Origin of the sequence: Moritella sp. 28, assembly GCF_018219435.1 — a bacterium.
Lineage (GTDB): Bacteria > Pseudomonadota > Gammaproteobacteria > Enterobacterales > Moritellaceae > Moritella.
In genome coordinates, this window is record NZ_CP056121.1 from 1,110,761 (window position 1) to 1,124,486 (window position 13,726).

The window sequence follows — 13,726 nt, forward strand, 5'->3', positions numbered from 1 at the left end:
TGTTATAGTTTAAATCGGTGCGTATTTATAGTAGGGTTGTTGTATATTTTATTATTTAGCAGGGCACGCCCCTGAGCATTAACAAAGGACGTAAATATGTCAGTTGATAAGTTACTTGAAAGCATGACACCGGAAGTATATGAAAAGCTTAGAACGGCGGTAGAGCTCGGTAAGTGGGAAAACGGTGTAGTATTGACATCGGCACAAAAAGATAGCTCTCTGCAAGCTGTGATGCTGTATCAGTCACGTTTCAATACTGAACCTGAGCATTTTACAATTGGTACTGATGGTGAAATTGCTATGCTTAAGAAAGCTGTATTAAAGCAACAATTCAGAGATAAAAAAGCAGCGCAGGAAGAAGAGATCTTACGCGTTGATGTTGAATAATCGATAAATAGGGTAATTAAGGGGTCAACTGTAGACGATCGAAATTGAGTCGTAGGCAGTCTGAAATTGAAGGGTATTAAGACCTTATTAGATAGATGCAGTTGTGGGAAATACAGTAAATCGTAGACCTAAAAAAACCAGCCTTACGCTGGTTTTTTTAGAGGCTCGTGATTAACGGGCACGGAAGACGATACGACCTTTAGATAAATCGTAAGGTGTTAGTGCAACAGTAACTTTATCACCAGTAAGAATTCGGATGTAGTTTTTACGCATTTTACCTGAGATATGCGCAGTAACAACGTGGCCGTTTTCTAATTCAACACGAAACATTGTGTTAGGAAGTGTATCTAGAACTGTACCTTGTAGTTCAATGCTGTCTTCTTTTGCCATGAGTCCTCTTAAAATTTAATTATAATAGCTATATTTGACCGCAAGATGATGCCAGATTTACGCTGGCCTGTATATATTATAGGTAAGATATTTACGTTTTATTTTTAAAACGCTTTATTATTGACTCTTAGGCTGGATTAGTCCTGCCACTTTCCTGCCACCAAGCGCTCATGTGGGTTAAAGTTAACCTTGTAATTCATCTTGCCGCACTGATCAATTTGATAGCCTAAATATAGCCATTGCTTACCTGTCGCCTTTGCTAATAAAAGCTGCTGTAAAATAGCATAGGTACCTAAGGAATTGTGTAGAAAATTGGGGTCATAAAAGCAATACATGGCGCTCATACTATTAGCCATCACATCGGTGACGGCTACCGCGATAAGGGTGTCATTAAGATAAAACTCGAGAAAGGTGGGGGTTAACCAAGCACTGGTTATAAAACCATCATATTGAGATTGGCTGGCGGGAAACATGGCGCCATCACTGTGTAAGGTATTAATGTAACGTTCGTACAATGGATAATAATCCGGTCGTGGTTGATGGCTAACCCGTATTTCAATGTGCTTATTTTTTTTGAGTAAGCGTTTTTGGCTTTTACTTACCTTAAATAATTGGCTATCAATACGTATTGATTGGCAAGCCTGACATGTTTGACAGTGTGGTCGATATACGTCATTACCACTGCGACGAAAGCCATTGAGTAATAAGACTTCATAACCTGCTTGGCTGTGTAATTGGTCATCTTGGACAACAAGAATTTGTTCTTGCTGCTCGCTAAGGTAACTGCAAGGCATTGGCGGCGTTAAGGCTACTTTAATCATATTATAGTGTTCCTATGTGCTGGCCTTATCTATTAAGTCTAATACAAGCGCTTGAGGCTGCCATAGATGCTGGTTCGCGGTAACGTCTCGGTTATTGAGTTGCTTGATAAATGTGTCACGACTAATTTCTGTTGCCCCTAATGAGGCCAAGTGTTCATTATGTAATTGGCAGTCGATCAGCTTACAGCCCATATCTGCTAGGTGTTGCTGTAGACCGATAAAGGCGATCTTAGAGGCATCGGTAATAGTATGAAACATCGACTCCCCACAGAAAATATCGCCAATATATAAGCCATATAAACCGCCAACTAATTGCTCCTCTTGCCAGACTTCAATAGAGTGTGCAAAGCCCATTTCATGCAGTTGTAAATATGCGTTTTGCATCGAATCTGTTATCCAAGTCTCACCTGAATAGCCACGAGGCTCTGCGCAAGATTCAATCACCTCTGCAAATGCATGGTTGATAGACAGGCTAAAGTTTTGGCGACGATAAGATTTACGTAAGCTACGTGATATATGCATTGCACCTGGGGTTAATACCATGCGTTGACTCGGTGACCACCAAAGAATAGGCTGATCTTCTTCAAACCAAGGAAAGATACCTTGTTGATACGCATTTATAAGCCGCTCAGGGCTGAGATCGCCACCCATAGCAAGTAAACCATCGGGTTCGCTTAACGCGGTGTTGACTGGTGGAAAATAAGTTAAGTCGTGAGTAAGTTCAGGTAAATAGATTGGCATATAGGGGGATCTTGAAAAAGGAGGAGGTTTGAAAAAGGTGATACCTTGGGTATCACCTTAGCAGAATAAACGGATTAATCGCCTAATCCATCAAGAAAACGTTCGGCATCTAATGCTGCCATGCAGCCTGTTCCAGCTGACGTAATTGCTTGACGGTAAATGTGGTCAGAAACATCACCAGCAGCAAACACACCAGGGATAGTTGTTTGTGTCGCGAAGCCTTCTGTACCTGAATTTACTTTCAAGTAGCCATCTTTCATGGTTAATTGATCAGTGAATAAATCCGTGTTTGGCTGATGACCGATAGCGATAAAGGCACCCATTACATCAAGGTCGTTGGTTTCGTCAGTACGTGTATCACGCATACGGACACCGGTTACACCCATCTCATCACCTAATACTTCATCAAGTGTTTTGTTCAGGTGCAATGTAATATTACCGTTGGCTACTTTTTCTTGTAAGCGCTTGGTTAAGATTTTTTCACTGCGGAATTCTTCACGACGGTGAATTAAATGCACTTCAGAAGCGATATTTGATAGATAAAGCGCTTCTTCAACGGCGGTGTTACCACCACCAACAACTGCCACTTTTTGATTGCGGTAGAAGAAACCATCACAGGTCGCACAAGCTGATACGCCACGGCCTTTAAATGCTTCTTCTGAAGGTAAACCAAGGTATTTCGCTGATGCGCCAGTACAAATGATGAGCGCATCGCATGTGTACTCAACATCATTGCCTTTTAATTTAAATGGGCGAACTGATAAATCAACATCGTTGATATGATCAAAAATGATCTCAGCTTCAAAACGCTCAGCGTGTGCTTTCATACGCTCCATCAATGCAGGACCCGTTAGCCCTTCAGCATCACCCGGCCAGTTTTCAACTTCAGTCGTAGTGGTTAGTTGACCACCTTGCTGCATACCGGTGATTACTACAGGGTTTAGATTTGCACGAGCAGCATAAACCGCTGCGGTATATCCTGCTGGACCTGAGCCTAATATAAGTAGACGGCAGTGTTTTGTATTACTCATTACGATTCCTTAATACCAATAATTGAGGTCAATTGTAAAAACTTTGTGGCGCGGGGTAAATAGTAGAGTAAAAATATAATTTTAAAATGCATAATAATGCAAAAATAGTGAAAACCGCGATTCAGCTATATATTTTGCATATCCCCCCTTTCAATGGAATTAATGTTCTGTTAATGTCTAATTAAGCCACCGAAACGTCTATTTTGGTGGCTTAGAAATAAAACATCGATGTTAGCCTATTGTTATGTAAGCGGTGTCTTTGTAAATATTATGTGTCTCTAGAGACGAGAACGCATAACATAAGCCTCGTAAATTGAATTATTGTAGGCTATTATAATCTTGGTTAGGATTTAGCTAGTACTTTAAGTTAATTCTAACTATTGCGTATTCAAATGAATGGATTATTTGAAAAACAAAGTTTTACTGGGATGTAAAAGGGTGGAAATGATGATGGAAGTAAAAACTCGACCAATGAAGGAACTAGATCGAATCGACCGTAATATTCTTAATGAATTACAAAAAGACGGCCGAATTTCCAATGTAGAGTTGTCGAAACGTGTAGGATTAAGTCCAACACCATGTTTAGAGCGTGTGCGTCGCTTAGAACGCCAAGGTTATATTACAGGTTATACCGCAATTCTAAATCCACAATTTCTTGATGCTTCATTGCTTGTTTTTGTTGAAATCACTTTAAACCGTGGTGCTGCTGATGTATTTGAGCAATTCAATAAAGCGGTTCAAGAGCTTGAAGAAATTCAAGAGTGTCATTTAGTATCTGGCGACTTCGATTATTTATTAAAAACACGTGTATCTGATATGTCAGCTTACCGTCGTTTACTTGGTGAAACGCTATTACGTTTACCGGGTGTTAATGACACTCGTACTTATGTTGTTATGGAAGAAGTAAAACAAAGTAACCGTTTAGTTATTAAAACGCGTTAATTTAACTTATAGCACATAATCTTTTAGCGTAATCCTAGATTAACGCAAATAAAATGATAAATAATCAACAAGCGGCATATTGCCGCTTGTTTTGTTTCTAGCATTTATTTAAAGTTGATAGCTCATATACCAAGTTACCTTTATTCGGTTTGCTGATTGTGCATCTTGCAGTAACTTAGGTATAGTAGATAACGTAAAACCGTCGCCTTCAAGAGTCATAAATCAAGATGAACAAATTTAATTTAGCTATTCCATCTAAATATCTTGCCCCATTATCAGGTATCCAGCGCGTTTTTGAAGTTGGATTCATTTTTTCTACCTTTATCGCTTGCTATGCAATGGTCGCATTAGTGACTTTTGATCCTGCAGACCCCTCGTGGTCCCAAACTAGCTGGGAAGGGCCTGTAAAGAATGCCGCTGGCTCACTCGGTGCGTGGATGGGCGATGTTTTATTCTTCACTTTTGGTCTTTATGCTTATGCAATACCACTCGCATTTGTCTCATTGGCTTGGTTTATCTTTTGGCGTCCGAGACAACTTGATGAAATAGACTTTTTTACTGTTGGTTTACGCATGATTGGCGCATTATTGCTGTTAATCGGTGTTTGTGGACTGGCATCTGTTAATTTTGATGATCTTTATTACTTTTCATCAGGTGGTTTAATTGGAGATGTTGTTGAACAAGCGATCAGTGAGTTATTTGGTATATTGGGTTCAACACTTATTTTACTGAGCTTTGTTGCGATTGGTTTTACGCTGTTAACAGGGATATCCTGGTTAACAATTGTTGATATGCTTGGTGCGAGCGTGATTAATGCCTGCCAATTTGTTGTCGATAAAGTGAAAGAGTTCAGTAATCGACCGGCGAAAACGGAAGTAAATGAAGACGCGTTGGTATCTGAGGATGAATATCAAGCTTCTGTACCGAAAACACGTACTCCCTCTGTAAATGCTCAGGTTGAAAGCGAAAAAGTGATACCTGAACAAGCGGATAAACCACTGACCGATGAATATAATGATGCAGTTAATATATCATTCACAGCCGTTGATGAGCTTACACCATGCCAAGAACCGTCAAACTCAGCATTCGATGTTGCTGAGTTTGAGCATATGCAGGACGATTATCCTGCTGATAATGATATTAAAACTGACAATAATGGTGTTATCGAATCTAACAACTTACATACGCAAAGCTTTAATAACCAGAGCGCTGAAGAATCTATTGCCGTAGAGAAAAGCACTGACCTGCAACTGGATGAGCCTGCTTTAGCGCCAGTATTCCAAATTAATAATAATGGCTCTGATAATGGTTTTGAAATTGTCGGTGACCAAGTTGTATCAACGAACCCGCTGCAATTTAAAGAAAAGCCGTTAACCTTACTACCGGGTTTAGAGTTATTAGATAAGCCTGATAAGAAAATTAATCCGATATCTCAAGCTGAACTAGACCATGTTGCGCGCTTAGTCGAAGAAAAATTACTCGAATTTAATATTAAAGCACAAGTTGTCGATGTACACCCTGGACCCGTTATTACGCGTTTTGAACTGAATTTAGCACCAGGTATTAAAGTCAGTAAGATCTCGGCATTATCGAAAGATTTAGCCCGCTCATTATCTGCAATGAGTGTTCGTATTGTCGAAGTTATCCCAGGAAAATCGGTTATTGGTCTTGAACTGCCGAACAAGTATAGAGAAACCGTGTTTCTTTCTGATGTGATGTCGAGTCCATCATTTACGGAAGCTAAATCAAAAACTTCAATGGTATTGGGTCATGATATTGCAGGTGATTCTGTGGTGGTTGATCTGGCTAAGATGCCACATCTATTGGTTGCGGGTACTACGGGCTCGGGTAAATCGGTTGGTGTGAACGTGATGATTATGAGTTTACTTTATAAGGCCTCGCCAGAAGAAGTCCGCATGATCATGATTGATCCTAAAATGTTGGAACTTTCGGTGTATGAAGGTATCCCACATCTATTAACTGAAGTTGTTACCGATATGAAAGATGCGGCTAATTCGTTGCGCTGGTGTGTGGGTGAGATGGAACGTCGTTATAAATTATTATCAGCGGTAGGCGTTCGTAACCTCGCAGGCTTTAATAGTAAAATACAACAAGCGATTGATGCTGGTCAGCCAATACTCGACCCATTATGGAAGCCGGGCGATAGTATGGACGAGACCGCACCTGCCTTGATTAAACTGCCTGCGATTGTGGTTATCGTGGATGAGTTTGCCGATATGATGATGATTGTCGGTAAAAAAGTTGAAGAGTTAATCGCGCGTATCGCCCAAAAAGCCCGTGCTGCCGGTATCCATTTAATCTTAGCGACCCAGCGTCCTTCTGTTGATGTGATCACGGGGTTAATTAAAGCGAATATTCCAACGCGTATTGCGTTTCAAGTATCAAGTAAAATTGATTCTCGTACCATTCTTGATCAAGCTGGTGCTGAGACACTATTAGGTATGGGTGATATGTTGTATCAGCCAGCTGGTACCAGTGTGCCAATTCGTGTTCATGGTGCATTTGTTGACGATCATGAAGTTCATCGTGTTGTAGCAGATTGGAAATTACGTGGTGAACCGAATTATATTGACGAAATTTTAAATGGTGAAGCAACGGCTGATACTTTACTACCGGGTGAAGTCGCAGAAGGTTCATCCGATGTTGATGAGTTATTTGATCAAGCGGTATACCATGTAACAGAAACACGCCGAGGTTCAGTATCGGGCGTACAACGTAAGTTTAAAATCGGTTATAACCGTGCCGCACGTATCGTCGAAGAGATGGAAGTGCAGGGCATTGTGAGTTCACCTGGACATAACGGTAATCGAGAAGTATTGGCGCCACCGCCTCCGAAGGATTAATTTATGAAACAGAAAATATCACTAAAAAAAATCGTAGCAACTGCAGTACTCATGACTGCATCAATGCTAACGCACGCACAAAGTGTTAAAGAAGAGCTACAAGGTCAACTTGCTCAGTTAAAACCATTCAGTGCTGACTTTACACAAACCGTTACGTCTGCTGAGGGGGATAACTTATCGACAGCGCAAGGCTCTATGCAATTACAGCGCCCGAATCAGTTTCGTTGGGAAACTGTGTCACCTGATGAGCAATTGATTGTCTCGAACGGTGAAAGTTTGTGGTTTTACAATCCGTTTGTTGAACAAGTTAGTATTTACTCACTTAAAGATGCGATTGCAAATACACCCTTTATGTTAATTGCAGGCTCAGAGCAAGCTGCATGGGGAAATTATCGCGTCACTAAAAAGGCGGGTGTTTATACTGTTATCACGCCTAATGATCCTACTGCGGCTGTATTTACTTTACAATTTAAGCAAGGTGAAATGTCACAATTCTCGGTGCAAGAGCAACAAGGTCAACATAGCCAGTTTGCGTTAACAAATCATAAGACAATGAATAAGATGGATCCTGCGTTGTTTAACTTTATTATCCCGGAAGATACAGATATAGATGATCAACGCTAATGAATAATACGATGTCACTTGATTTTAGTCCTGATTTTCAACCACTCGCAGCAAGAATGCGACCAGAGAAAATGTCGCAATATATTGGTCAAACTCACATTCTTGGTGAGGGTAAACCTTTACATCGTGCATTACTGGCTGGTCATGCTCACTCAATGATTTTATGGGGGCCACCTGGTACAGGTAAAACCACGATCGCAGAGATGATTGCCCATTACTGTGATGCTAGAGTAGAGCGGGTACATGCCGTTACATCGGGTATTAAAGATATTCGTTTAGCGATAGAAAAAGCCAAAGATAATGCCATCCAAGGCTATCGCACCATTTTATTTGTGGATGAAGTACATCGCTTTAATAAAAGCCAGCAAGATGCATTTTTACCACATATCGAAGATGGCACGATTATCTTTATCGGTGCAACGACCGAAAACCCGTCATTTGAATTAAACAACGCGTTATTATCACGTGCGCGTGTGTATGTACTGAAAAAATTAACCGTTGACGAGATCCAACAAGTTGTTGATCAAGCTCTGACTGATACGCGAGGTCTTGTTAATGTTAAATTTAACTTTGCGTTAGGTGTGAAAGAAAAGCTCTGTGAGTTAGCTGATGGCGATGCCAGAAAGAGCCTTAATTATCTCGAGCTATTAAATGATATGGCTGAAGACGAAGGGCAAGGAAAATTTATTACCCTTGAAAGGCTGATGTCTGTTGTCGGTCGAAAAGTGAATAGCTTTGATAGCAAAGGTGAGCTTTATTACGATTTGATGTCTGCCCTGCATAAGTCAATTCGTGGTTCATCTCCCGATGCCGCTTTATATTGGTTTGCACGTATGCTGGCAGGTGGTTGTGATCCATTGCATATAGCACGACGTCTGCTTGCTATTGCGTCAGAAGATATCGGTAATGCGGATCCAAGGGCGATGCAAGTTGCTGTATCGGCATGGGATTGTTTTAGCCGTGTTGGCGCTTATGAAGGTGAAAGAGCGATTGCCCAAGCGATCGTGTATCTCGCATCCGCGGCCAAAAGTAACTCGGTTTATACTGCATTCTCACAAGCGAAAATGTTAGTACAAGAACAACCTGACTTTGATGTACCCCTGCATTTACGTAATGCGCCAACTAAGCTAATGTCCGATCTTGGTTATGGTGATGACTATCGTTATGCTCATGATGAAGTAGGCGCGTATGCACCGGGTGAATGTTATATGCCAGAAGCATTGCAAGGTACTAAGTTATACCATCCTGTTGATCGCGGCGTTGAAAAGCAAATTAAGCAAAAACTTGATTACTTGCATCAGCTCGATATCAATAGTCCAAGACAACGTTATAAATAAACACGGTACTATTAATTAATGAACACAGAACTATCAATGAATAAAGCAGGGCACTATCAATGAATAATTTAGCATTATACGGTTTTGTTGCACTTGGCGGTGCAACAGGTGCGGTATTACGGACTGTTATTGCCCAGACTGCAACGGCGGTACTGGGCAAGGGTTTTCCTTTCGGTACACTAATTGTTAATATTTTAGGTTCGTTATTGATGGGCGTATTGTTCGCCCTACTTGATGACAACATCATTGCAGAAACACCTTGGCGCCAACTTATAGGTTTAGGTTTCTTAGGTGCGTTGACGACATTTTCGACATTTTCGATGGATTCTTTGTTGTTATTACAGCAAGGTGAGTGGTTAAAAGCAGGGCTAAATGTATCTTTAAACGTATTCGTGTGTATTTTTGTTGCATATTTAGGTATGCGCTTAGTATTTCGAGCATAAAGACCCGTATTTTAAGTATAAATACCGTGATGAAAGAGTAAATACACGTTAAAATAATACGTGTTAATAATACCAACAGATATTTTGGGCCCAGTGCAAGGAAATCGCACTCAGGTCGAAATAAAACAAGCAGAGTAGGTAAAGAATGTTAGATCCTAAATTTCTTCGAGCAGACTTAGAAGAAGCTAAACAGCGTTTAGCGAGCCGTGGTTTTGAACTAGACGTTGATACAATCAAATCATTAGAAGAACAGCGTAAAGCATTACAGATCCGTACAGAGCAATTACAGAATGATCGTAACGTACGTTCTAAATCCATTGGTAAAGCAAAAGCAAGTGGTGAAGATATTCAACCACTATTAGCTGAAGTGGGAAAATTAGGCGAAGAACTTGATGCGGCTAAAGCTGAACTCGCTGAGTTACTCACTAAAATTGAAGATATTGCACTATCGCTACCAAACCTGCCACATCCATCTGCGCCACTAGGTAAAGATGAAGATGACAATGTGGAGTTAAAGCGTTGGGGTCAACCAAAAGAATTTGATTTTGAAATTAAAGATCATGTTGATGTAGGCGAAGCGCTTAACGGTCTTGATTTTAAAAACGCAGTTAAAATTACCGGTTCACGTTTCATTGTTATGCGTGGCCAAATTGCACGTATGCACCGTGCTATCGCGCAATTTATGCTTGATACACACACAGAAGAACACGGTTATACAGAATTATATGTACCTTACCTTGTTAACGCTGATTCGCTATACGGCACTGGTCAATTACCTAAATTCGGTGAAGACCTATTCCACACAAAACCTGCAACAGAAGAAGGTCAAGGTCTAAGCCTGATCCCAACTGCTGAAGTGCCTGTGACGAATACTGCACGTGATACTATTACTGACGAAGCTGATCTACCTGTACGTTTGACTGCTCATACACCTTGTTTCCGTAGTGAAGCGGGTTCTTATGGTCGTGATACTCGTGGTTTAATTCGTCAGCATCAGTTTGATAAAGTTGAGATGGTGCAATTAGCACACCCTGAAAAATCATACGAAGCACTTGAAGAGATGCGTCAGCACGCTGAAAACATCTTAATCAAGCTTAACTTGCCATACCGTGTAGTGACATTGTGTACGGGTGATATGGGCTTTGGCGCAACGAAAACATATGACCTAGAAGTATGGGTTCCTGCACAGAAAACGTACCGTGAAATTTCTTCAGTATCTAACTGTGAAGATTTCCAAGCACGCCGTTTACAAGCACGTACACGTCTTAAAGACAATAAGAAGCCTGTGCTACTACACACACTAAACGGTTCGGGTTTAGCGGTAGGTCGTACGTTAGTCGCGATTCTAGAGAATTACCAGCTTGCTGATGGCCGTGTTGAAGTACCTGAAGCATTACAAGGCTACATGGGCGGTCTAACGCACATGGGTTAATCTGACCGCTAATAAAGAGTCGATTAAATAAAAGCCCCGCTGAGTTATGCGAACAACTCAGCGGGGCTTTTTGGTTTCTGGTTTAACAAAATTCCTTCATTAATTATTCAATATAATGGGACTCGTGTTAACAGGAACGCTAATTTGAGCGTCGATTAAAGGCATTTCGCTGGTTTAGGCAATCCCGCTATTTTGGTTGCTTGTTTCGCAGGGCCTTTAGGAAACAGCTTATATAAATAGATGCTGTTACCTTTATCTGCCCCCAGTTTCTTCGCCATTGCTTTTACTAATGCGCGGATAGCAGGTGAGGTATTGTATTCAAGGTAAAAATTACGCACGAAATGAACAACTTCCCAATGAGCTGGGCTAAGGCTGATACCTTCTTGCTCTGCAATAATTGGCGCAAGTGCTTCACTCCAATCGTTAGAGTTAAGTAAATAACCCAGTTTGTCGGTTGCGATTTCTTGTTCATTGATAATTAACATAGGCATAAACTAATCTTAGAGGGAAAACAAAAAAGCCTCGTCAAACGAGGCTTTTCACTATTTATAAATATAACTTCTTATGTATAGTATAACTTAAATCAATTCTCTATGAGTAGAGTTTGAATTAACGGGACTTAACTAATAAGGCGTTAGATCTACTTTATTAACACTAACAACGAGATTAGTCGTCGCTACTCATAATACCTAAGATTTGTAATAAGCTAACAAAGATATTATATAGTGACACAAAGATAGTGACAGTCGCTGAGATATAGCTTGTTTCACCACCGTGAATGATAGAACTTGTTTGCATCAAGATAGCGCCAGATGAAAACAGAATAAACATAGCACTGATTGCTAAACTAAGTGCTGGAATTTGTAAAAATATGTTACCAATCATAGCCACGATAAGTACGACAAAACCTGCCATCATCATGCCACTAAGAAAAGACATATCCTTTTTGGTTGTTAGCACATATGCAGACAGAGCAAAGAAAGTAAATGCAGTACCAGCAAGTGCTAATACGACAACATCACCCATACCCGCGCCTAAGTACATGTTAATTAATGGGCCAACGGTATAACCTAAGAAACCTGTGAATAAAAATACAAATAAAATACCCATTGAATTGTTACGGTTTTTCTCTGTTAGGTACATCAATCCGTACACACCAATTAGGGTAATGATGATACCTGGAGAAGGTAAGTTTAATGTAACCACTGCGCTAGCAACTAACGCTGAAAACGCTAGTGTCATCGCTAATAGCATATAGGTGTTTTTAAGCACCTTATTCGTCGCGAGTACGCTTGCCTGCGACTGAGTCTGAATCGTACGTTGTTGCATGGTGTCTTTTCCTTAATTATTAACACAGCTATTTAGATTGTCAGTATACCCTAAAGTTCCGACATAATATGACAATATAGTTAATTTATAGCCAAATAAGCTAAAAACAAGCCTTTCTGCTTAAAAATGTGATTAAATTTTAAAAACACTTTATTTTTAGGTCAAACGCTGTATTATACGCTCCATTGCTGCGGAGGGGTGGCAGAGTGGCCGAATGCACTGGTCTTGAAAACCAGCAGGGGTTAATAGCTCCTCGAGAGTTCAAATCTCTCCTCCTCCGCCATCTATATAGAGAAAGGCGCTATCTGAAAAGATAGCGCCTTTTTTGCATTTTAGCATCCCTCATCCATCTCATTTTGACCGTTAATATCCTCACGAGCTTCGTTTAGCCGAATTTCTTGTTTTACTCGTATATTGCTCCGTTTCGCTAACATAACATTTGCTTATATTTACTCATATCAATCCACACACCCTCTTTGTTGGATTACAGCGCGAAGCGAGTGAAAAGTAAACGGTTAGATCGTTGAGCGTGTTTTTTTAGCTTATAGATATTTACAATACTCAATCATATCTCTATTATACGCTCATTGCTGCGGAGGGGTGGCAGAGTGGCCGAATGCACTGGTCTTGAAAACCAGCAGGGGTTAATAGCTCCTCGAGAGTTCAAATCTCTCCTCCTCCGCCATCTATATAGAGAAAGGCGCTACCTGAAAAGGTAGCGCCTTTTTTGCATCTTAAGCCTTATTTTTCTTTCATCACGCCACTGCTTCGTTGTCATTTAGCTATTATTCTTCAGCGTAGTTTATTCTCACCGTTATTTTGTTGATAAATATATCGAATCTGACGTTTTTTAAACACTTGCGTTATTCTGTCGCTAGAAAGTTGATCGAGTTGGTTTTATTTTGTGCGAAGTTTGAAGGTTTGGTCTTTTTACTTTACAACTGGACGCTGTATCTCTATTATACGCTCCATTGCTGCGGAGGGGTGGCAGAGTGGCCGAATGCACTGGTCTTGAAAACCAGCAGGGGTTAATAGCTCCTCGAGAGTTCAAATCTCTCCTCCTCCGCCATCTATATAGAGAAGCCGGTACTTATTCATTTAAGTACCGGCTTTTTGCTATCTGGTATTATTTAATCTCTCTAATTTATTCAGCTTCTTCAAGTAATGCGGCACGTTGTGCATTCCATCGTTTTCGTTGTTCGTAGTAATAATCCCAAACACAAGGGCAGCAAGCGCCGCCACCACAACAATCATCATCTGCGGGTGGGTAGGGTTTTTCTATTAACTCAGGTTGCGGTGTTTCCATTGATTTATCCTTTTCGCTAGCGTTAGGCAAAATGTAACATATTTTGAATGGCATTGATCAAATCAGTGGTGGTTAATTA

General features: G+C 40.6%; 14 protein-coding genes and 3 tRNA genes. 10 read left to right on the top strand and 7 right to left on the bottom strand.

Annotated elements, in window-relative coordinates:
• Positions 1-96 precede the first annotated feature (96 nt).
• On the top strand, positions 97-387 hold the full coding sequence (locus HWV02_RS05050; RefSeq protein ID WP_211678793.1) for a YeaC family protein: 291 nt from the start codon (positions 97-99) through the stop codon (positions 385-387).
• A gap of 171 nt (positions 388-558) precedes the next feature.
• On the opposite strand, the gene infA is transcribed toward HWV02_RS05050, so the two are convergent.
• From infA to trxB, 4 genes are all read right to left on the bottom strand, one after another.
• Positions 559-777, bottom strand: a complete 219-nt coding sequence (infA, locus tag HWV02_RS05055; RefSeq protein ID WP_006032603.1) for a translation initiation factor IF-1 — start codon at positions 775-777, stop codon at positions 559-561.
• A 137-nt stretch (positions 778-914) separates the two neighbouring features.
• Positions 915-1,598: an arginyltransferase gene (locus HWV02_RS05060; protein ID WP_211689855.1), complete on the bottom strand. Its 684-nt coding sequence runs from the start codon at positions 1,596-1,598 to the stop codon at positions 915-917.
• 12 nt (positions 1,599-1,610) lie between these two features.
• Positions 1,611-2,339, bottom strand: coding sequence for a leucyl/phenylalanyl-tRNA--protein transferase (gene aat, locus HWV02_RS05065; RefSeq protein ID WP_211689856.1), 729 nt, complete (start codon positions 2,337-2,339; stop codon positions 1,611-1,613).
• Between the two features lie 74 nt (positions 2,340-2,413).
• Positions 2,414-3,370: a thioredoxin-disulfide reductase gene (gene trxB, locus HWV02_RS05070; RefSeq protein WP_067040162.1), complete on the bottom strand. Its 957-nt coding sequence runs from the start codon at positions 3,368-3,370 to the stop codon at positions 2,414-2,416.
• 447 nt (positions 3,371-3,817) lie between these two features.
• On the opposite strand from trxB, the gene lrp reads away from it, so the two are divergent.
• The 6 genes from lrp (at position 3,818) to serS (ending at position 11,012) form a co-directional block, all read left to right on the top strand.
• Positions 3,818-4,312 (top strand): leucine-responsive transcriptional regulator Lrp, encoded by a 495-nt coding sequence (gene lrp, locus HWV02_RS05075; protein ID WP_019440948.1) that lies wholly within the window; start codon positions 3,818-3,820, stop codon positions 4,310-4,312.
• A 227-nt stretch (positions 4,313-4,539) separates the two neighbouring features.
• Positions 4,540-7,176: a DNA translocase FtsK gene (locus tag HWV02_RS05080; protein ID WP_211689857.1), complete on the top strand. Its 2,637-nt coding sequence runs from the start codon at positions 4,540-4,542 to the stop codon at positions 7,174-7,176.
• Between the two features lie 3 nt (positions 7,177-7,179).
• Positions 7,180-7,800, top strand: a complete 621-nt coding sequence (lolA, locus tag HWV02_RS05085) for an outer membrane lipoprotein chaperone LolA (RefSeq protein ID WP_211689858.1) — start codon at positions 7,180-7,182, stop codon at positions 7,798-7,800.
• Positions 7,800-9,137: a replication-associated recombination protein A gene (locus tag HWV02_RS05090; protein WP_211689859.1), complete on the top strand. Its 1,338-nt coding sequence runs from the start codon at positions 7,800-7,802 to the stop codon at positions 9,135-9,137. The genes lolA and HWV02_RS05090 overlap by 1 nt, the downstream gene beginning before the upstream one ends.
• A 59-nt stretch (positions 9,138-9,196) precedes the next feature.
• Complete coding sequence (gene crcB / locus HWV02_RS05095; RefSeq protein WP_211674390.1) at positions 9,197-9,580, top strand: fluoride efflux transporter CrcB; 384 nt, start codon at positions 9,197-9,199, stop codon at positions 9,578-9,580.
• A gap of 145 nt (positions 9,581-9,725) precedes the next feature.
• A complete protein-coding gene (gene serS / locus HWV02_RS05100; protein ID WP_211689860.1) occupies positions 9,726-11,012 on the top strand; it encodes a serine--tRNA ligase in 1,287 nt (428 codons plus the stop codon).
• A 155-nt stretch (positions 11,013-11,167) separates the two neighbouring features.
• On the opposite strand, the gene HWV02_RS05105 is transcribed toward serS, so the two are convergent.
• Both HWV02_RS05105 and HWV02_RS05110 read right to left on the bottom strand, forming a co-directional pair.
• Positions 11,168-11,497, bottom strand: coding sequence for a TusE/DsrC/DsvC family sulfur relay protein (locus tag HWV02_RS05105; protein WP_211680015.1), 330 nt, complete (start codon positions 11,495-11,497; stop codon positions 11,168-11,170).
• 181 nt (positions 11,498-11,678) lie between these two features.
• The gene (locus HWV02_RS05110) at positions 11,679-12,341 is read right to left on the bottom strand and encodes a Bax inhibitor-1 family protein (protein ID WP_211678800.1); all 663 of its coding nucleotides are present in this window, start codon (positions 12,339-12,341) and stop codon (positions 11,679-11,681) included.
• Positions 12,342-12,533: 192 nt separating this feature from the next.
• Between HWV02_RS05110 and HWV02_RS05115 the strand changes: the two genes are divergently transcribed.
• From HWV02_RS05115 to HWV02_RS05125, 3 genes are all read left to right on the top strand, one after another.
• Positions 12,534-12,624 (top strand) — tRNA-Ser (locus HWV02_RS05115).
• A gap of 311 nt (positions 12,625-12,935) precedes the next feature.
• A tRNA-Ser gene (locus tag HWV02_RS05120) sits at positions 12,936-13,026 on the top strand.
• A gap of 293 nt (positions 13,027-13,319) precedes the next feature.
• Positions 13,320-13,410, top strand: a tRNA-Ser gene (locus HWV02_RS05125).
• A gap of 75 nt (positions 13,411-13,485) precedes the next feature.
• Here the strand turns inward: HWV02_RS05125 and HWV02_RS05130 are convergent.
• A complete protein-coding gene (locus HWV02_RS05130; RefSeq protein WP_211689861.1) occupies positions 13,486-13,647 on the bottom strand; it encodes an oxidoreductase-like domain-containing protein in 162 nt (53 codons plus the stop codon).
• Positions 13,648-13,726 lie beyond the last annotated feature (79 nt).